The sequence below is a fragment of the Agrobacterium sp. 10T429 genome, assembly GCF_056393925.1.
Window position 1 is genome coordinate 176,559 of sequence record NZ_JBFTGV010000002.1, and the last position, 17,074, is coordinate 193,632.

The window sequence follows — 17,074 nt, forward strand, 5'->3', positions numbered from 1 at the left end:
TCAGATCGGCGCCTTGGGGTAGGCTTTTTCGAGGCCTGCCGATGCCGTCAGTCCCTTGCGGAAGGCCAGATAGGCAGGATGCTGGCTGGCCTTGGCCGCTTCCGTGATGCGTATCTGCAGGCGGGCAGGGGCGTTACAGCCCAGCCATTCGCCTGATGTCTCCAGTTTCAGACTGTTAAGGAAGCGGGCATTGGCCTGTTGATCGAGATAGAGATTGAGGCCAGCCAGCAGGTTTTCATCCTGCAACACGTTTTCCATCAAAAGCAGCACCCACGCCTTGTCCTCGCTTGCAAGCGAGGCAAGTTTCGATGCGACCGTCTCGCGGTCCGGAAAAGATGATGCCTGCTGCATGTAATGACGAATCCCGTTGCCGTTTTCTGTCGATAAGGCACAGCCGAAAGGCTTTCAAGGCACAACAGTCCGGACACTGAAATTCAACTCTGGAATGCCGATTGCCGCTGGCTTCAACAGGTGTTTGTGCGAAACCTTCATAAACCAGTTACACTTTGGTTCAAATTGAGGCGAACGGCAAAAAGGGTAACCCGAACGCCCCGATCTAACGCCTTGTTTTTTCACACACCTATGCAACTGACGAATGGCAGCCCGTCAAAAACGCCTTCATTTAGCCGCTTTTTGCATTTGCGTTCTGCGCCGGATTTTAATAAATGCTTCCCCCAACGGGCCCGGTCTTGAAGATCGCCCGGAGAGTGAATAGCTGGAGTAATCATGGAAGAAACCGCTCAGAAATCCTGTTGGGCCGTCACCTTGCGCGCGCTTGCAGGCTTTGCCGCATTTCTCGCATTGACGTACATTTTTGGCAGCCCATAAGCACTTCTCATGAATGACGGGTTTTGAAACGGCGCGGTTTCCTCTGGAAACCGTGCTGTTTTCGTTTCTGCGGCCTGTATGTCGCAGCTGCAAAAGCCGGTGCCGCTCTTTTGTGGCGATCCGTCGCGGCTTTGGATATGATGGCGGTGGAATCCATTCTTATTCAAGGTAAGCCTCATGTTTCTTTCGGTCTTCGACGTCTTCAAGATCGGTATCGGTCCTTCCAGCTCGCATACGATGGGGCCGATGACGGCGGCTAACCGCTTTCTTGCGCTTATCCTCGGTGATGAATGGCCGCGTCCGGCGGGTGCTTCCGTGTCGCGCCTGAAGGTCAGCCTGCACGGTTCGCTTGCCTTTACCGGCATTGGCCACGGCACCGGCCGTGCGGTCATTCTCGGCCTGACGGGCGAGCGGCCGGATCTCGTCGACCCCGACGCCATGGACCCGATCATCGAAAAGGTTGAAAAGGCGGGCACCGTGTCGCCACCCGGCCACCCCTCCTATGAGTTCAACCCAGCCGAGGATCTGGTCTTCGACAAGAAGAACCCGCTGCCCGGCCATGCCAACGGCATGACCTTTTCCGCCTTCGACAATCAGGGCAGGCTGCTTCTCAAGCGCATCTATTATTCCGTCGGCGGCGGTTTCGTCGTGACCGATACGGAACTGGAAGCGATCAAGCAGCGCGGCAAGACCATCGATAATGGTCCGCGTGTGCCTTATCCTTTCGCCACGGCGCGGGAAATGCTTGAGATGGCGGGCCGCTCCGGCCGCACCATCGCCCAGATGAAGCGCGCAAACGAAGAAACGGTAATCTCCCGCGACGAGCTGAACGAGCGCCTCGACCAGATATGGGAGGCGATGAACGGCTGCATCGAGCGCGGGCTGAAGGTGGACGGCATCATGCCCGGTGGCCTGAAGGTGCGCCGCCGTGCCCGCTCCATCTACGAGAAGCTGAATGAGGAATGGCGCAGCAACCGGCTCAATCCTGTCATGGCGAATGACTGGCTGAGCGTCTATGCCATGGCCGTGAACGAGGAAAATGCTGCGGGCGGGCGCGTGGTGACAGCGCCGACCAACGGTGCTGCGGGCGTCGTTCCGGCCACGGTCCGGTATTTCCGGCATTTCCACGAGGATGCGACCGTTGACGATGTTCGCGATTTCCTGCTGACGGCGGCCGCAATCGGCGGCATCATCAAGCATAATGCATCTATTTCAGGTGCCGAGGTCGGCTGTCAGGGCGAGGTTGGGTCCGCTGCCGCCATGGCGGCTGCAGGCCTTGCCGCCGTCATGGGCGGTTCGCCAGAACAGGTAGAGAATGCCGCCGAAATCGCGCTCGAGCATCACCTCGGCATGACCTGCGACCCGATCGCCGGTCTGGTGCAGGTGCCCTGCATCGAGCGCAATGCGCTGGGTGCGGTGAAGGCGGTAACGGCGGCTTCCCTGGCGTTGAAGGGTGACGGCCAGCATTTCGTGCCGCTCGATGCCTGTATCGAAACCATGCGCCAGACCGGCAACGACATGAGCGACAAGTACAAGGAAACTTCCACCGGCGGTCTTGCCGTCAACGTTGTGGAATGCTGAGCGGGCAGGGCGTCAGGCATGGTCCACATGCTTGACGCCCGCCGCAAAAAGGCATTGATAAGCATATGCCTCTACATCTTATAAAACTTTGCGTCGGCGCGGATTCACTCCAGGATTTGAGAGACTGGGTTGCGCATCGCTCGCTGACCGCGATCGCCGCTGGCCTTGAGCCGCACAGCGTCCACACCACGCGGATGATCCCGAAACGGCTTGACGAATTGCTGGAAGGCGGTTCGCTCTATTGGGTCATCAAGGGCCAGGTGCAGGCACGGCAGAAACTTCTCGACATACGTTCCTTCAAGGGCGACGACGGCATTACCCGCTGCGATCTCATTCTCGGCCCCGAGGTGATCGAGACGTCGCCTGCGCCGAAGCGGCCGTTTCAGGGCTGGCGCTACCTCAAGGACAACGAGGCCCCACGCGATCTCGGCGGCGGTGATTTCGGCGGCGAGGAGATGCCCTCCGACCTCAAGCGGGAACTGGCCGAACTAGGCCTTCTCTGATCGTCAATGATGTGATTGAAATGAAAAAGCCGGCTTCCTTGCGGAGCCGGCTTTTTCATTTGGGGAGACGGTATTTGCGTGGGTTTGGATGGCTTCAGTTGATGCCGCCAACCGCAGTGGTGGCGCGGCCATCCTGTATTTTCACCCAGCGTCCGGGATTGGCGGTGTCCTGACGCTTCAGGTAGGTATATTCGGTCTCCGACCAGTTCATGACCTTGTTGCGCATGTTGTCGAGGACGAAATCACCGCGATCGGTGCGAACGGTCAGAACTGCATGGCCTTCGCCATTCGGCTGCAGAACAACCGTGATCAGCAGGTTGTTGGCGGAGAAGCCCTTGTTCATTAGCATTTTGCGCTTCAGAAGCACAAAATCTTCGCAATCGCCGACCGTGGTGGGGTAGGCCCAGCGCTCTTCGACGCCGTAGATTTCCATGTCGGTCATCGGCGTGATCGTGGTGTTGGCGGTATAGTTGACGTCGAGCATCGTCTTCCAGCGCTCTTCGGTCAGTTTCATCGGGCCGTTATCCAGCGATGTCGGCTGGCATTCGCTCTGATAGGTCTGGCAGAACTCGTAGTGGCCGATCGGCGGGTTGGCCTTGCCGATCACGCGCATGGCGGCGGATGGCGAAGCGCTGGCCTGATGGGCGATGGCGCTGACGATGAATGCGATCAGAAAGAAACCGAAACGGTTGTTTTTGTTCATTGCTTGTCTCCCCGTGTTGAGGAGACACTCGCATGTATATTTTGACCCCGCGGAAAGATGCGCGTGTCAATTTGAGCTTATATTTCAGCAAATTAGCGCTTGTTTTGAACTGTATTCGAGTTAGTTTTTACGCGTGTTTGAAGCAAATTTTATTACAATTTTACGCATCTCGACCTTAGGTTTTTGGTAGCCATTTAGGCCCCTGTATTGAAAGCGATTTTCGGCACAGAGATATTTTTGCGATGATGGGTAGTCAGGCCGCGGAGCGTATCGAAGACGCGGATTTCCCGTTTTGGGATTGGTGTTTCAAGTCGGGACAGGGCAAAAAGCCAGCGAAAAAAACTTCAAGAAAACTGTTTTTTTCTTGGAAAAAATGCCTGGAACGGGATTTTCCAGTGCGGTTTTGCGCGAGAACTAACGCGAAATGGAGCGCGCCGGGCACTCTGACCGGATAGCACGGAAGTCAGCTTCAGCGGAATCCAAAGTGCGGGAAAGCAGTATTTTAAACTGTCAGCGCAAATGCACGAGCGGCATTTTTGTAGACGAAAGCAGTGTGCTCCCATCATTCCGGCCTTAGCCGGAATCGGATCGATGTGCGCCTGTGTCGCGGGAAAAGCTTTTTCGGCCAAGAGACCTGGGCTGGCTGTATTCCGGCTCACGGCCGGAGCGCCGGAAAGCGATAGCCGTGACAAGATCTGGCGAATGCCGCACTTGCCGCACGGACATACCGCTCCACGGTATTACGAGAAATGACCTAGAGAAATTCGATCAGGGCGTCGGGCGACTGGACCCGGTCGAATTCGACCGCAACGCCTTCCATGAAGTGGCGTACGATCTTGCCGCTCATGTTCTTGCCAAGCTGGACCCTGGTGCCGAGTGGAGGCCGGTTTTCGATCTCGATGGCTGCGCCCGACAATGAAAGGTCGATCAGCCGGCAGGCGAGAAGCACGCCGTCTTCCAGCATCAGATGTGCCCGGGTATTGCGTGGTGTCAGGCGGTCGTGGCGGCGGTCTTCCGGCAGGCCAAGCAGCTGGCGCTTGGCGATCCATGCGAGCTGGGCGGCCAGCTTTTCCCGCTTGCGTTCGGGCGCATTGATGGCAATGACGAAGCCTGACGCGGTAAGCGCCGTAACCGTTCCTTCGATGCGACCGATATGCTGGAGATAGGAGATGACGCGATCACCGTTGCGCGCAATGCCCGAGCAGGCGAACAGCGCTCTTTCGGCGGTCATCTCGGTTGCGGTGCAATCATATTCCTGGTGATCGGGCAACATGAGGCGACCAGTGAAGGACACACGGACGGGATCGTCGAAGTGAACCTCTTCAACCGGACGCAGGGTTTGGGCAGTGTTGACCGAACGTGATGAGAACATGGCAGCGCAATTGTAACCAGTGATGATGACAAATCTCTACGCCGCCCGGGTTAACAGACTGTATTGTTTAACCCTTACAATTTTTGCAATCGTCAAAATCGTTACAGCTTTGACGTATTTCGTACGAAATTCCGGTGCGATCATACGCGATCCACCCTCACCATGCGGGGTGGGATGCGGCAGTCAGCGGGTTACCGCATGCGGCATGACAGCGGTTCGCGCATTCGTAGAATACGTTGTCGGCGCGATATCCATGCGTAGCAAGCGGCTGCTTTTCATGACGAGGCAACTGATCGGTGCTGCGAATTCGTGACGGGGCCGCTCCGGCAGCAGCGCTCCGAGCAATCTCGGGGCTGTGTCATTATCCGAACTTAGTGGCAAGAGCAGCATTTCGAAAGCAAGCGGCGCCGCGCCATGGTCGTCCTCCGCTTCGATATCGAACACCACGGGCAATTGATGTTGCAGGATGCCGCGTGCGACGCGGCAGGGGAAGGTGGCACTTGCCGCCGGCCACAGATCCGAGAACGGGCTGTCGCGCAATTCCCGGCCGAACAGGTCGCACAGGTGCGTGCCTGCAAGGCGGAAGAATGGCGTTCTTTCTCCCTTGTCCGTCAGGATGAAGAGGTCGCCGAGATGATGTTTCAGCTTTGCGGGATCGAAGTCTTCTCGGCGGGGCGCAGGTTTATTGCCGCGCAGCGTGTCCCAATAGGCATATATCTCCAGTCCGGCCATGCTCTTCATAGCATCGTTCTCCATGTTCGTTTTTGGGACATCATGTCCATCCGAACGTCTGTTACTTGTGGTGTAGCGAATTTCATGCCAACCGATTTTGTTAAGGTTAACAAATGGTTGAGATTGCGCGACGACCAAGCTCGTGGCATCGCTGCGGCCATGTCGGGGACATGCTCCCAGTCAGCACAATTGATGCTTTCGCCCGTAATTTTACGGCGGGCGTGCAGGCCGGACTGCCCTTTGGGTACAGGCGCTTGAACCGATTGCGGTTTTTGCGTCGTGGCCCGAAAAGCAGGACGGCTTTTTTTTCGCCCGGGCTTCCTATATTGCTCGGGGGACGCAAATTTCCACAAAAACAGGGATGGAATCATGTCCAACGGCGACGGCGAACAGCCGCCGGTTTCGGAAAGTCAGGAACTGAAAGAGGACGCACATAATCCCGTCTTCAACCTGCCGCCGCTTCTGGTCGGCATATTGGCGGCGCTGCTCTTGGCCTTTGTGGTTCCGGCCTATCTTCTTTCGGAGGATGGCAACGGCTGGTTCATCTTCACCTTCGGCTTCATTCCGCTGCGTTACGCGGTGCCATTATCCCAGCAGGGGCTGGAATGGCTCTGGACGCCGGTGACATATTCTTTTCTGCACGGCGGCATCGAGCATATTCTTTTTAACGGATTGTGGTTGATGGCCTTTGGCGCACCGGTTCTGCGCCGGATCGGAACGCTTCGCTTCGTGCTGTTATGGTGCATATCCGCCGCCGTTTCAGCTTTTGGCCACGCGGCGCTGAACTGGGGCGATGTGACGGTTCTGATCGGAGCATCTGGTGTCGTTTCGGCGCTGATGGGAGCCGCATGCCGTTTCGCTTTCCCGTCACGCGGCGGCTACAGCGCCTCTTTCGGCCATCTGATGCCGAGGCAGAGCATTGTCGCGGCGCTTTCGAACAGGACCGTGCTGATCTTCACGCTGATGTGGCTTTTCGGCAATGTCCTGATCGCGGTCGGCGTGCCGCTGTTTGGCGATGTCGGCGGTGAAGTCGCCTGGGATGCCCATGTCTTCGGCTTTCTGCTCGGCTTCCTGTTCTTCGGCCTGTTTGATCGCCCGATCCGCGGGGACCTTTCCAGTGGAAGTGTGGAACACCCGCTCTAGGGCGATCACGCTCCTTGTCGGCCGTGGCGCAAATTTGCTTGTGCAGGTCCCATCCGGGATTGCATTCGCATAGGCCTCAGCGCACCATGTTCCATGATTTGCAACCGCGGAGAGACTTCGCCGCGTTGCAGATTGCTGACAGGAGGAGGAAGGCATGGCAACATTCGTAAAAGATCTTCTCGACCGCAAGGGCCGGAATGTCGTGACTGTGGGTCCGAGCGTAAGCATCGGCGAGGCGGCAGCAACGCTGAACGCGCACAAGATCGGTGCACTCGTCGTGACCGATGCCGACGGCGTCGTTCTCGGTATTTTCACGGAACGCGATCTGGTGAAGGTCGTGGCAGGCGAGGGCGCTGCCTCCCTTCTGCAATCCGTTTCGGTGGCCATGACCAAGAACGTCATCCGCTGTCATCACAATTCCACCACCGACGAGTTGATGGAAATCATGACCGGAGGGCGGTTCCGCCATATTCCGGTTGAGGACGACGGTCGTCTTGCCGGCATCATCTCCATCGGTGACGTGGTAAAGGCGCGGATCGGCGAGATCGAGGCGGAAGCCGAACATATCAAGGCCTATATCGCCGGATGAGGTTTCGTTTCCGGCGCGTCCGCAATAGTCATTTCGAAACGACTACGTCATTCCTGTGACACGCGCAGGAATGACGGCCTAGGAGGCTGCGGCTACCGCAAGCTGGAATGCTAAGCACGAATATTTGTAGTGTAAGTTAGCGTCGGAACGCCTGCTGCATGCGCTCCAGCTCGGGAACGCGGGCGCGTGTTTCCTCGTATCCCCTGTCGATGGCTTCGCTGGCGCGATGGAATTCCGAGAGGCCGATATCGTTGATACGGGGATGCAGCATAAGGTCGGGCGGGTCGCCCGCCAGACGCGAGCGCGAAATCCGGTCCTGAATGATATTGAAGGCCTGCACCATGACGCCCGGCAGGCCGGGGCGTGGCCGACCTTCCAGGGAAGGTGCTGCGCCGTTCGGGGGCGAAGAGGAATGTTTGACCACGGCAGAGCGGCCGAACAGATCGTAATTGAGATTGACGGCGACGACGAGCGCCTGCTCATAGGCCCTGCAGACCGAAACCGGTACGGGGTTGACGAGAGCGCCGTCGATCAGGGTGCGGCCGTTGCATTGCACGGGCTCGAAAATGCCGGGCAACGCATAGGATGAGCGCAGTGCGGTGACGAGGTCGCCCTGGTGAATCCAGACCTCGTGGCCGGTGCGCAATTCCGTGGCGACGGCGATGAAAGGGTGCTCGAGGTTTTCGACGCGCAAGCCTTCGAGATGTTCCTGCATGCGCTTGGTCAGCCGCATGCCGCCGAAGAGACCGCCGCCGCCGATCGTCAGATCGAGCAGGCCGGCAATGCGCCGCATCGTCAGCGAACGGGCAAATTCCTCCAGCTCATCGAGCTTTCCGGCGAGATAACAACCGCCGACCAGCGCGCCTATCGAGGTTCCGGCAATCATGCCGATCTTCACCCCGGCCTCGTCTAGTGCCCTCAGGACGCCGATATGGGCCCAGCCGCGCGCAGCACCACCGCCGAGCGCAAGCGCAATCCGGCGCGTATCAACGATCTCGTTGACGATTGTTTCGGTGTTGCCAGCCGCAAGAGCATTGTGACGATTGCTTCCCCAGCCCAACATGACCGTACACTCCCTGCCTGCTCCCAAGACCCGGTCTGTTCCTCCCCGAATCCTGAATTATTGGTAGCAAATTGGTGCGGCGGATGGAAGGTGGCCGTTCACGTGCCAGAATAGGTAGTCGCCGGGTCGAAATGGCGGATATCGTCGGTGATTCTGGTGACGGCATTGCCATCGGCCAACTCGACCGTGCGGTAGAAGCAGGAGCGGCGGCCGGTATGGCAGGTTGCGTCATGACCGGCGACGGAGACCTTCAGCCATACGGCGTCCTGATCACAATCGGTGCGGAATTCCTTCACCGTCTGCAGGTTGCCGGAGGTTTCGCCCTTTTTCCAGATCTTGTCGCGCGAGCGGCTGTAATAGTGGGCGATGCCCGTTTCCAGCGTCAGCGACAGGGCTTGCGCATTCATATGGGCGACCATCAGCAATTCACCATCACGCGCATCGGTGACCACGGCGGTGACAAGGCCGTGGGCATCGAATTTCGGTGAGAAGAGACCTGAATTTTCAAGCACTTCCTTGTCCGCAGGCGCAGACGGAAACGAAATGGACATTGCTACCCCGGGGAAAAAGCGGAACCGTTAGCGGTTCCGCACCATGGTCATGAAGCGCACCTGCTCGGCCGGGTCGTTCTTGAAGGTGCCGGTGAAGCTGGTGGTGAGGGTCGTGGACCCCTGCTTGTTTACGCCGCGCATGGACATGCACATATGTTCGGCGTCGATCATGACGGCCACGCCGCGGGGCTTCAGAGTTTCCTCGATGGATCTTGCGATCTGCGCGGTCATGTTTTCCTGCGTCTGCAGGCGGCGGCCAAAGATTTCGACGACACGGGCGATCTTCGACAGGCCGAGCACGCGCCCGGCCGGAAGATAGGCGACATGCGCCTTGCCGACGATCGGAACCATGTGGTGTTCGCAATGGGAGAAGAAGGGGATGTCGCGCACCAGCACCACATCGTCATAACCGCCAACTTCCTCGAAGGTCGTGCCGAGAACGTCCTGGACGTTCAGCTCGTAACCGGCGAAGAGTTCGCGATAGGCCTTGGCAACGCGCTTCGGCGTGTCCAGGAGTCCTTCGCGGGCGGGATTTTCTCCTGCCCAGCGCAGAAGAACGCGCACTGCTTCTTCCGCTTCCGTCTGGCTTGGGCGAGCCTCTGCCACATCGGGTTTTGCGCCAGCGCCGGGGAAATTCTTCACGATCGCATCCATTCCGTCTCTCCCGATGCGGGTCAAGGCCGCACCTGAACTTTGTTTTTCGTAGCGGGGACTTCGTCCACCGTTGCTGCTATCTGGTTGTTTTACAGCATTTTGGCAAGGCCGATGCTGATATTTCGGTATCGGAGCCGTTAATTTCATATCGGCTTGATGTCCAGAAAGCTCGTTAGCATATAATGGGAATGAAGGGCAGGAAAGCTCCACTGCGACAAACGCTGTGTTTGAAAAAAATATCCTGTCCCGTTTTTGGGCATTCTTGAACGCCGGATACCTGATGATGGACGATATCTACAACAACCGAATTCTGGAATTTGCCGGAAATATTCCGCTGACCGGCGTGCTTGATGATGCCGATGCGAGCGCTGAAAAACACTCGCGGCTGTGCGGCTCCAAACTCAAGGTCTATCTGAAGGTGGAAGGCGGCATCGTCACGGCTTTTTCACATGAGGTTCGCGCGTGCGCGCTCGGCCAGGCATCCGCCTCGATCATGGCGCATCATGTCGTCGGCGCTTCCAGCGGTGAGATCCGGCAGGCGCGGGAAGACATGCTTGCCATGCTGAAACAGGGCGGCGAGGGGCCAACGGGCCGTTTCGAGGATATGCGGGTGCTTTCACCCGTCCGGGATTTCAAGGCACGCCACGCCTCGACCATGCTGACCTTCGAAGCAGTGGTCGATGCTCTCGACCAGATCGAAGCCCGGCCGGTTCTGAACGCTGCGGGTTAGGCGATGTGCGGTGAACCGGACTGCGGACATCAGAAGACAGGGGAGAAGGTCGGGCGATCCCGCAACTGGGGGGGAGTCTTTGCGAAGACCCCAGGCCGTCTTTTCGGTGTTGGCTTCATCCGCCTCTATCAGCTGACTTTGTCGGGTTTCGTCGGCAATTCCTGCCGCCACATTCCCACCTGTTCCGAATATGGCTACGAGGCGATCGCCCGCCACGGACTTTGGCCGGGCGGGTGGATGACGCTGTTTCGCGTCGCGCGTTGCGGTCCGGGCGGCACCAGCGGGCTGGACCCCGTGCCGGAAACGCTTGGCGCTGACAAGCACTGGTGGACGCCCTGGCGATACTGGATGCTGCATCAATGACCTATGTCGCTCTTCTGCACAGCATCGTGCTCGGGGCGGGCAAGCGGCTCATCATGGCCGATCTGCGTGAAATGGCGCAGGAGCTGGGCTTTGAGGAATGCAGGACGCTGGTTGCGACCGGAAATCTGGTCTTCCGTGCACCGGAGGCGCCTGTCTGCGAAATCGAGGATGCGTTGGAGCGCGCCTTTGAAAAACGGTTCGGCAAACACGTCGATATTCTCGTTCGCTCAGCGCCTGATTGGCTTGCCCTGACTGCCACAAACCCGTTTCCGGATGGCAATCCACCGGATGTCTGCGTAAGGGTGATGCGCAAGCCGCTTGCCGGGGATTATCTTGGACTCTTGGAGAAGTACCGCCAGAAGGAAAAGATCGCCATTGTCGGCGGTGACCTGTGGATCGACTTTTGCGGCAAGCCAAGCGAAAGCCGGCTTCTCTCTGCGCTGACCACGAAGAAGCTCGGCATCGGCACGACCCGCAACGCCAATACCGTCAATGGAATTGCCGAAATGCTTCGCTGAGCCGCCGTTCACCTTTGACTGGAACGGCAAAATTCTTTATCAGCCTGCCTGCCCATCTCCGAAAGAGGGCATTCTTTTTTATTCCAACACCACCCGCATTCGTTGGCGGGACTGGATCAGGAGCATTCGACGATGTCACAAACCGTTTCCCTTACATTTCCCGATGGTTCCGTACGCAGCTATCCCGCCGGCACGACCGGCCGCGAGGTGGCCGAATCCATCTCCAAATCGCTTGCGAAGAAGGCTGTCGCCATTGCGCTTGATGGCACCGTGCGCGATTTGTCCGAGGCAATCACCGATGGCAAGATAGAAATCGTCACGCGTGAGGACAGCCGCGCGCTGGAACTCATCCGCCACGATGCCGCCCACGTCATGGCCGAGGCCGTGCAGGAGTTGTGGCCCGGCACGCAGGTGACGATCGGCCCTGTCATCGAGAACGGCTTCTATTACGACTTTGCCAAGAACGAACCTTTTACGCCCGAAGATCTGCCGAAGATAGAAAAGCGGATGAAGGAGATCATTCAGCGCAACAAGCCGTTTACCCGCGAAGTCTGGTCGCGCGAGAAGGCCAAGGAAGTGTTTGCCGCAAAGGGTGAAAACTACAAGGTCGAGTTGGTTGATGCCATTCCCGAAGGTCAGGACCTGAAGATCTATTATCAGGGCGACTGGTTCGATCTTTGCCGCGGCCCGCATATGGCGTCCACGGGTCAGGTCGGTACGGCCTTCAAGCTGATGAAAGTGGCCGGCGCCTATTGGCGTGGTGACAGCAACAATGCGATGCTGTCGCGCATCTACGGCACCGCCTGGGCGACCCAGGAAGAGCTGGACAATTACCTGCACATTCTGGCCGAAGCCGAAAAGCGCGACCACCGCCGTCTTGGCCGGGAAATGGACCTGTTCCATTTCCAGGAAGAAGGTCCGGGCGTGGTCTTCTGGCACGGCAAGGGCTGGCGCATGTTCCAGACGCTGACGGCCTATATGCGCCGTCGACTTGCCAATACCTATCAGGAAGTCAACGCGCCGCAGGTGCTGGACAAGTCGTTGTGGGAAACCTCAGGTCACTGGGGCTGGTATCAGGAAAACATGTTCGCGGTGAAATCCGCCCATGCCTTTACCCATCCCGATGACGAGGATGCGGACCAGCGCGTCTTTGCCTTGAAGCCGATGAACTGCCCCGGCCACGTGCAGATCTTCAAGCATGGCTTGAAGTCTTACCGCGAAATGCCCGTTCGCCTTGCTGAATTTGGCAATGTCCATCGCTACGAGGCTTCAGGTGCACTGCATGGCCTGATGCGCGTTCGCGGCTTCACGCAGGACGATGCGCATGTCTTCTGCACGGAAGAGCAGATGGCGGCGGAATGCCTGCGCATCAACGACCTGATCCTCTCGGTCTATGAGGATTTCGGTTTCAGCGAGATCGTCGTCAAGCTTTCTACCCGTCCGGAAAAGCGTGTCGGTTCCGACGATCTCTGGGACCGTGCCGAAAGCGTCATGATGGAGGTTCTGAAGACCATCGAGGAACAGTCCGGCGGCCGCATCAAGACCGGCATTCTGCCGGGCGAGGGCGCTTTCTACGGGCCAAAGTTCGAATATACGCTGAAGGATGCCATCGGTCGTGAATGGCAGTGCGGCACGACGCAGGTGGACTTCAACCTGCCGGAACGTTTCGGCGCCTTCTACATCGACCAGAACTCCGAAAAGACGCAGCCGGTGATGATCCATCGCGCCATCTGCGGCTCGATGGAGCGCTTCCTTGGTATCCTGATCGAGAACTTTGCCGGTCACATGCCATTGTGGTTCGCGCCGCTTCAGGTCGTGGTCGCGACGATCACCTCGGATGCGGACGATTATGGCCGCGAGGTTGCCGAAGCACTGCGCGAGGCGGGCATGGCTGTCGAAACCGACTTCCGCAACGAGAAGATCAACTACAAGGTCCGCGAGCACTCGGTGACCAAGGTGCCGGTCATCATCGTCTGCGGACGCAAGGAAGCGGAAGAGCGCACTGTCAACATCCGCCGTCTCGGTTCCCAGAACCAGACGCCGATGTCGCTCGAAGACGCGATTACAAGCCTCGTGGAAGAGGCGACGCCGCCGGATGTGAAGCGCAAGCTTGCGGCGAAGAAGCAGGTTGCGTGACAAAAAACAACGGCCCCTTCGGGGGCCGTTTTCGTTACTGGCTGAGGGTATTGACGCCTATTCGAAATCGCCGGTCATGTCTTCTGGCGCCTGATCCTTCATCAGCACTTCCACATCGGCGTCCCGGCCTGACGTGACCTTGAAGTTGCGCTGGTAGACCTTGTCCTTGTTGCGGGCCATGGCGGTATATTCGCCTTCCGCCAGAACCATGGTCGAAAACGCGCTGACGCTTTCGTTCACAACGTCGCCGCCGCCGTTCAGCACCGACCAAGCCGTATCGGCAATGGCTTCGCCGCCCTGTTCGGAGACGAGCTTGAGCGTGATCTGTGCCGCCTGATGCTGCAGGGTCGCTTCGGTCAGCTTGCCTGCCTCCACCTGAATATCGGCGCGCACCACCGCATTGACGTTGCCGTATTCGGAAACGACATGATAGGTGCCGGCATTGAGGCGAACGACGGTGTTGGGCTTGATGTCGGCCATGACAAGGCCGCGCTCGCCATCCGGTCGGGCGTCGGAGGAATAGACGGAAAATTTGAGCTGGTTAGCGGAGATCTGTTTGTCGGAACCCGCGATCGCATTCAGAACGAAACCGCCAGCGTCGAGAATCAGCACCTGTTTCTGGACATTACCGGAGCTCGGAACATTGAGTTTCTTGGTAACACCTGCGCGCCCGAAGGCAACGTTGACGAAATATTCGCCGGGTACCAGATGGAACTGCGCCGAACCACCCTCGGAGCTTGCCAGCATCGGCAACTTGCCGTCAGCGCCCGGAATGGGGCTGAAGACGCGCCAGGAAAGGCCTTCCTTCACCGCTTCGCCTTCACTCGTCAGTTTCGCTTCCATGTCGATATCACGGGCGGTGCTTGCGGGGGCATTCGGGGCGGTAGGAGCGGTGAAAGCATTGAGTTTCGGCATTTTAGGCGTGCCGCCAAGCTGCTTGAAGTCCTTGAAAGCGTCTTGCGAAAAGGCTGCCTGTGATAAAACGCCGATCGCGGCGAACGCAATGGCCAGACGTGCCGCGATTTTGATTGCCGACATTTTCGATACCGATTGACTTCTTGATTTTCCCGCATCACTTCAAAACCAATGCCGTGGCTATTTCAAGGCCCATAATTTCGCGATGACAGCACAATGGAAGAATTTTGATCATGACAAGTGACATCAAGCTCCTCGACTATCTCAAGGTTCGCCGCTCCACCCCCGCCCTGCAACTTGCTGAGCCGGGGCCATCGAAAGCGGAAATCGAGGAAATCCTGCGCCTTGCCGTGCGCGTGCCTGACCATGGCAAACTGGCGCCGTGGCGCTTCATCGTTTATCGCGGCGAAGACCGCGTGCGTCTGGGGGAAGAAGCGCTCCGGATCGCGCTAGAGAAGAACCCGGAACTGGACCTGCAGCAGCAGGACGCGGAGCGCACCCGCTTCACGCGCGCTCCCGTCGTCATCGCCGTCATCAGCACCGCCAAGCCGCATTTCAAGATTCCGGAATGGGAACAGGTCATGTCCGCCGGTGCGGTGTGCCTCAATCTCATCTTCGCCGCCAACGCCAATGGTTATGCGGCGAACTGGCTGACGGAATGGCTTGCCTTCGACCCGGCCTTCCTGTCGGAACTGGGGATTGCCGCAGACGAGAAGGTCGCCGGATATATTCATATCGGCTCAACGACATTCCCGCTTGTGGAGCGGCCACGGCCGGAGCTTGCGGATGTGGTAACCTGGGTTGGGGATGTCTGATGTTCTACACCACCGACACCAACCAGCACGGCCTGCCGCATGATCCGTTCAAGGCTATCGTCGCGCCCCGGCCGATCGGCTGGATTGGTTCTAAAGGCCGGGACGGCTCTTTCAACCTGTCGCCCTATTCGTTTTTCAACGCGATTTCGGACCGGCCGAAGCTGGTGATGTTCTCCTCCAGCGGGCGCAAGGACAGCCTTCGCAATGTAGAGGAGACCGGTGTCTTCACCGCCAACCTCGTCAGCCGCCACCTCGTCGACCGGATGAACGCGTCTTCCGCGCCGGTGAACTATGATGTCGACGAGTTCCGGCTTGCCGGTCTGACTGCCGTTGACGGGCGGGTGGTGGATGCGCCTTTCGTGGGGGAGGCGCTGGCCGTTCTGGAATGCCGCGTGACCGAGATCATCCAGCTGAAGGACATCGACGGCACGCCGGCGGATTCCTGGATGGTGATCGGGCAGGTCATGGCTATTCACATCGACGATGCGATCATTCGTGATGGTCGCATCGATATGGGACTGGCACGTCCGGTGGCCCGTATGGGTTACATGGACTACTGCGACGGCGGCAGCGACGTGTTTCAGTTGAAGCGTCCGTCTACTGCGCCGTAGAACTTCTTCGCCGGCAACTGTTAAATTTTATGGTGAACCAAACGTAAACTATTTGCGCCTAGAGTTTTATACATGGCGGCGGCAATGATGCCGTCGTCCATTGTTGCGAATGTGTTTCGAGGCTCAGGTGATCGTACAGGCATTTCTTCGCTGGTCTGAAAAGGCTGGATCGACCGAGCGGGCGAAGGCCGCCAATGCGCTTGGCCGTGCCTATCTGCATTCAGACATGGCGCGGGAGAACCGTGACGCCGCCTATATGGCGATGACCTATCTTCTTGACGACCCATCTCCGCGCGTGCGGCTGGCACTTGCCGAGGCGCTGGCGGATGATCCCGATGCGCCGCGCGCCATTCTCGTTTCGCTTGCCGAAGACCAGCCGGAGATTGCCTGCACCGTGATTGCCCGCTCGCCGGTTCTTGGCGAGGCCGATCTGGTCGATCTCGCCGGGCGCGGTGAAAGCCTAACACGCGCCTTCATTGCGGCAAGGCGGGGCCTGCCGCGCGGTGTCTGCGCAGCACTTGCCGAAGTCGGTGATCTGCCGGAAACGATGATCCTTCTAGAGAACGACGACGCCTTCATCACACCGTTTTCGCTGCGCCGCATTGCCGAGCGGCATGGCTGCAACGCCGACATTCGCGACCTGCTGCTGTGCCGAGAGGTGCTGCCCGCCGATACCCGCCATCTTCTGATGGCGCGCGTCAGCGAGGCCCTGGCAGGTTCGGCGCTGGTTCATGCCCTGATCGCGCGCAACCGCGCCGACAGTATTTTCCGCGAAGCGGAAGATTCCGCCACCATCCTCATCGCCGCCAATGTTTCGTCGCCGGAGTTGCCGGCGCTGGTGGAGCATCTGCGGCAAAGGCTGGAACTGACACCGGCGCTTCTCATCCATGCCGTCTGTTCGGGCAGGCTGGAGTTTTTCACGGCGGCGATGGTCAATCTCTCAGGTCTCGACGACCGCAAGGTGCGCGCCATTCTGGCGACCGGACGGCCGCACGCGCTGAAGGCGCTGTTCCAGTCCGTCGGTCTTTTGGGCGATGTGGTTGATGTCTTCATTGAGGCGACGCTGATGTGGCGCCGCGCCGCCCGATCGCATCTGTCGCAGGCCGCAGCCTCTGTATCGGCCGAACTTCTTGCGCATTTCAGCAGCGTCGATGGTTCCGAAACGCTTTTCGAACTCTTGCACGCCGTGCGTAAACTGACCATTGCCGAGGAGCGGCAGAAAGCGCGGCACTATGCGGAAGCGCTGACGGTCGAGGCTGCCTGAGGC

20 protein-coding genes are annotated in these 17,074 nt (G+C 58.6%); 11 read left to right on the top strand and 9 right to left on the bottom strand.

What is annotated here, in order from left to right:
* Nucleotides 1-351: a hypothetical protein gene (locus tag AC1DCP_RS05870; RefSeq protein WP_003515702.1), complete on the bottom strand. Its 351-nt coding sequence runs from the start codon at nt 349-351 to the stop codon at nt 1-3.
* A 389-nt stretch (nt 352-740) separates the two neighbouring features.
* Nucleotides 741-1,007: a hypothetical protein gene (locus AC1DCP_RS05875; RefSeq protein WP_019566127.1), complete on the bottom strand. Its 267-nt coding sequence runs from the start codon at nt 1,005-1,007 to the stop codon at nt 741-743.
* On the opposite strand from AC1DCP_RS05875, the gene AC1DCP_RS05880 reads away from it, so the two are divergent.
* Nucleotides 1,006-2,409, top strand: coding sequence for an L-serine ammonia-lyase (locus tag AC1DCP_RS05880; RefSeq protein ID WP_013636313.1), 1,404 nt, complete (start codon nt 1,006-1,008; stop codon nt 2,407-2,409). The two genes, AC1DCP_RS05875 and AC1DCP_RS05880, sit on opposite strands and share 2 nt — an antisense overlap.
* 65 nt (nt 2,410-2,474) lie before the next feature.
* Nucleotides 2,475-2,912 carry a DUF1489 family protein gene (locus AC1DCP_RS05885; RefSeq protein WP_013636312.1) on the top strand — a complete coding sequence of 146 codons (438 nt, stop codon included), beginning with the start codon at nt 2,475-2,477 and terminating at the stop codon, nt 2,910-2,912.
* Between the two features lie 94 nt (nt 2,913-3,006).
* On the opposite strand, the gene AC1DCP_RS05890 is transcribed toward AC1DCP_RS05885, so the two are convergent.
* The 3 genes from AC1DCP_RS05890 to AC1DCP_RS05900 form a co-directional block, all read right to left on the bottom strand.
* Complete coding sequence (locus tag AC1DCP_RS05890) at nt 3,007-3,615, bottom strand: transglutaminase-like cysteine peptidase (RefSeq protein WP_019566128.1); 609 nt, start codon at nt 3,613-3,615, stop codon at nt 3,007-3,009.
* A gap of 754 nt (nt 3,616-4,369) precedes the next feature.
* Nucleotides 4,370-4,987: a PilZ domain-containing protein gene (locus AC1DCP_RS05895; RefSeq protein WP_003515693.1), complete on the bottom strand. Its 618-nt coding sequence runs from the start codon at nt 4,985-4,987 to the stop codon at nt 4,370-4,372.
* A gap of 183 nt (nt 4,988-5,170) precedes the next feature.
* A complete protein-coding gene (locus AC1DCP_RS05900; RefSeq protein WP_013636309.1) occupies nt 5,171-5,728 on the bottom strand; it encodes a PAS domain-containing protein in 558 nt (185 codons plus the stop codon).
* 360 nt (nt 5,729-6,088) lie between these two features.
* Between AC1DCP_RS05900 and AC1DCP_RS05905 the strand changes: the two genes are divergently transcribed.
* Both AC1DCP_RS05905 and AC1DCP_RS05910 read left to right on the top strand, forming a co-directional pair.
* Nucleotides 6,089-6,862 carry a rhomboid family intramembrane serine protease gene (locus AC1DCP_RS05905; protein ID WP_065687287.1) on the top strand — a complete coding sequence of 258 codons (774 nt, stop codon included), beginning with the start codon at nt 6,089-6,091 and terminating at the stop codon, nt 6,860-6,862.
* Between the two features lie 154 nt (nt 6,863-7,016).
* A complete protein-coding gene (locus AC1DCP_RS05910; protein WP_003515681.1) occupies nt 7,017-7,451 on the top strand; it encodes a CBS domain-containing protein in 435 nt (144 codons plus the stop codon).
* Nucleotides 7,452-7,587: 136 nt separating this feature from the next.
* On the opposite strand, the gene AC1DCP_RS05915 is transcribed toward AC1DCP_RS05910, so the two are convergent.
* From AC1DCP_RS05915 to folE, 3 genes are all read right to left on the bottom strand, one after another.
* Nucleotides 7,588-8,514: a patatin-like phospholipase family protein gene (locus AC1DCP_RS05915; protein WP_065687288.1), complete on the bottom strand. Its 927-nt coding sequence runs from the start codon at nt 8,512-8,514 to the stop codon at nt 7,588-7,590.
* A 98-nt stretch (nt 8,515-8,612) separates the two neighbouring features.
* Nucleotides 8,613-9,065, bottom strand: a complete 453-nt coding sequence (hisI, locus tag AC1DCP_RS05920) for a phosphoribosyl-AMP cyclohydrolase (RefSeq protein WP_003515676.1) — start codon at nt 9,063-9,065, stop codon at nt 8,613-8,615.
* A gap of 27 nt (nt 9,066-9,092) precedes the next feature.
* Nucleotides 9,093-9,719, bottom strand: coding sequence for a GTP cyclohydrolase I FolE (folE, locus tag AC1DCP_RS05925; RefSeq protein WP_003515674.1), 627 nt, complete (start codon nt 9,717-9,719; stop codon nt 9,093-9,095).
* Between the two features lie 283 nt (nt 9,720-10,002).
* Here folE and AC1DCP_RS05930 point away from each other — a divergent pair, with 283 nt between their 5' ends.
* From AC1DCP_RS05930 to thrS, 4 genes are all read left to right on the top strand, one after another.
* Nucleotides 10,003-10,449 carry an iron-sulfur cluster assembly scaffold protein gene (locus AC1DCP_RS05930; RefSeq protein ID WP_025593674.1) on the top strand — a complete coding sequence of 149 codons (447 nt, stop codon included), beginning with the start codon at nt 10,003-10,005 and terminating at the stop codon, nt 10,447-10,449.
* A 3-nt stretch (nt 10,450-10,452) separates the two neighbouring features.
* Nucleotides 10,453-10,812, top strand: a complete 360-nt coding sequence (yidD, locus tag AC1DCP_RS05935; RefSeq protein WP_065687289.1) for a membrane protein insertion efficiency factor YidD — start codon at nt 10,453-10,455, stop codon at nt 10,810-10,812.
* Nucleotides 10,809-11,330, top strand: coding sequence for a DUF1697 domain-containing protein (locus tag AC1DCP_RS05940; RefSeq protein ID WP_065687290.1), 522 nt, complete (start codon nt 10,809-10,811; stop codon nt 11,328-11,330). The genes yidD and AC1DCP_RS05940 overlap by 4 nt, the downstream gene beginning before the upstream one ends.
* A 132-nt stretch (nt 11,331-11,462) precedes the next feature.
* Nucleotides 11,463-13,466: a threonine--tRNA ligase gene (gene thrS / locus AC1DCP_RS05945; RefSeq protein ID WP_065659311.1), complete on the top strand. Its 2,004-nt coding sequence runs from the start codon at nt 11,463-11,465 to the stop codon at nt 13,464-13,466.
* Nucleotides 13,467-13,523: 57 nt separating this feature from the next.
* Here the strand turns inward: thrS and AC1DCP_RS05950 are convergent, their stop codons facing one another.
* A complete protein-coding gene (locus AC1DCP_RS05950; RefSeq protein ID WP_003515664.1) occupies nt 13,524-14,504 on the bottom strand; it encodes a hypothetical protein in 981 nt (326 codons plus the stop codon).
* A 110-nt stretch (nt 14,505-14,614) separates the two neighbouring features.
* Here AC1DCP_RS05950 and AC1DCP_RS05955 point away from each other — a divergent pair, with 110 nt between their 5' ends.
* From AC1DCP_RS05955 to AC1DCP_RS05965, 3 genes are all read left to right on the top strand, one after another.
* Complete coding sequence (locus AC1DCP_RS05955; protein WP_065659312.1) at nt 14,615-15,196, top strand: nitroreductase family protein; 582 nt, start codon at nt 14,615-14,617, stop codon at nt 15,194-15,196.
* Nucleotides 15,196-15,807 carry a flavin reductase family protein gene (locus AC1DCP_RS05960; protein WP_025593667.1) on the top strand — a complete coding sequence of 204 codons (612 nt, stop codon included), beginning with the start codon at nt 15,196-15,198 and terminating at the stop codon, nt 15,805-15,807. The genes AC1DCP_RS05955 and AC1DCP_RS05960 overlap by 1 nt, the downstream gene beginning before the upstream one ends.
* A gap of 109 nt (nt 15,808-15,916) precedes the next feature.
* On the top strand, nt 15,917-17,071 hold the full coding sequence (locus AC1DCP_RS05965) for a DUF2336 domain-containing protein (protein WP_035198346.1): 1,155 nt from the start codon (nt 15,917-15,919) through the stop codon (nt 17,069-17,071).
* The last annotated feature ends 3 nt before the right edge of the window (nt 17,072-17,074 follow it).

Bases quoted from the DNA above. Each gene is read 5' to 3' on its own strand.
- AC1DCP_RS05870 (WP_003515702.1), bottom strand. From the start codon at position 351: ATGCAGCAGGCATCATCTTTTCCGGACCGCGAGACGGTCGCATCGAAA.
- AC1DCP_RS05880 (WP_013636313.1), top strand. From the start codon at position 1,006: ATGTTTCTTTCGGTCTTCGACGTCTTCAAGATCGGTATCGGTCCTTCC.
- AC1DCP_RS05875 (WP_019566127.1), bottom strand. From the start codon at position 1,007: ATGAGGCTTACCTTGAATAAGAATGGATTCCACCGCCATCATATCCAA.
- AC1DCP_RS05885 (WP_013636312.1), top strand. From the start codon at position 2,475: ATGCCTCTACATCTTATAAAACTTTGCGTCGGCGCGGATTCACTCCAG.
- AC1DCP_RS05890 (WP_019566128.1), bottom strand. From the start codon at position 3,615: ATGAACAAAAACAACCGTTTCGGTTTCTTTCTGATCGCATTCATCGTC.
- AC1DCP_RS05895 (WP_003515693.1), bottom strand. From the start codon at position 4,987: ATGTTCTCATCACGTTCGGTCAACACTGCCCAAACCCTGCGTCCGGTT.
- AC1DCP_RS05900 (WP_013636309.1), bottom strand. From the start codon at position 5,728: ATGAAGAGCATGGCCGGACTGGAGATATATGCCTATTGGGACACGCTG.
- AC1DCP_RS05905 (WP_065687287.1), top strand. From the start codon at position 6,089: ATGTCCAACGGCGACGGCGAACAGCCGCCGGTTTCGGAAAGTCAGGAA.
- AC1DCP_RS05910 (WP_003515681.1), top strand. From the start codon at position 7,017: ATGGCAACATTCGTAAAAGATCTTCTCGACCGCAAGGGCCGGAATGTC.
- AC1DCP_RS05915 (WP_065687288.1), bottom strand. From the start codon at position 8,514: ATGTTGGGCTGGGGAAGCAATCGTCACAATGCTCTTGCGGCTGGCAAC.
- hisI (WP_003515676.1), bottom strand. From the start codon at position 9,065: ATGTCCATTTCGTTTCCGTCTGCGCCTGCGGACAAGGAAGTGCTTGAA.
- folE (WP_003515674.1), bottom strand. From the start codon at position 9,719: ATGGATGCGATCGTGAAGAATTTCCCCGGCGCTGGCGCAAAACCCGAT.
- AC1DCP_RS05930 (WP_025593674.1), top strand. From the start codon at position 10,003: ATGGACGATATCTACAACAACCGAATTCTGGAATTTGCCGGAAATATT.
- yidD (WP_065687289.1), top strand. From the start codon at position 10,453: ATGTGCGGTGAACCGGACTGCGGACATCAGAAGACAGGGGAGAAGGTC.
- AC1DCP_RS05940 (WP_065687290.1), top strand. From the start codon at position 10,809: ATGACCTATGTCGCTCTTCTGCACAGCATCGTGCTCGGGGCGGGCAAG.
- thrS (WP_065659311.1), top strand. From the start codon at position 11,463: ATGTCACAAACCGTTTCCCTTACATTTCCCGATGGTTCCGTACGCAGC.
- AC1DCP_RS05950 (WP_003515664.1), bottom strand. From the start codon at position 14,504: ATGTCGGCAATCAAAATCGCGGCACGTCTGGCCATTGCGTTCGCCGCG.
- AC1DCP_RS05955 (WP_065659312.1), top strand. From the start codon at position 14,615: ATGACAAGTGACATCAAGCTCCTCGACTATCTCAAGGTTCGCCGCTCC.
- AC1DCP_RS05960 (WP_025593667.1), top strand. From the start codon at position 15,196: ATGTTCTACACCACCGACACCAACCAGCACGGCCTGCCGCATGATCCG.
- AC1DCP_RS05965 (WP_035198346.1), top strand. From the start codon at position 15,917: ATGTGTTTCGAGGCTCAGGTGATCGTACAGGCATTTCTTCGCTGGTCT.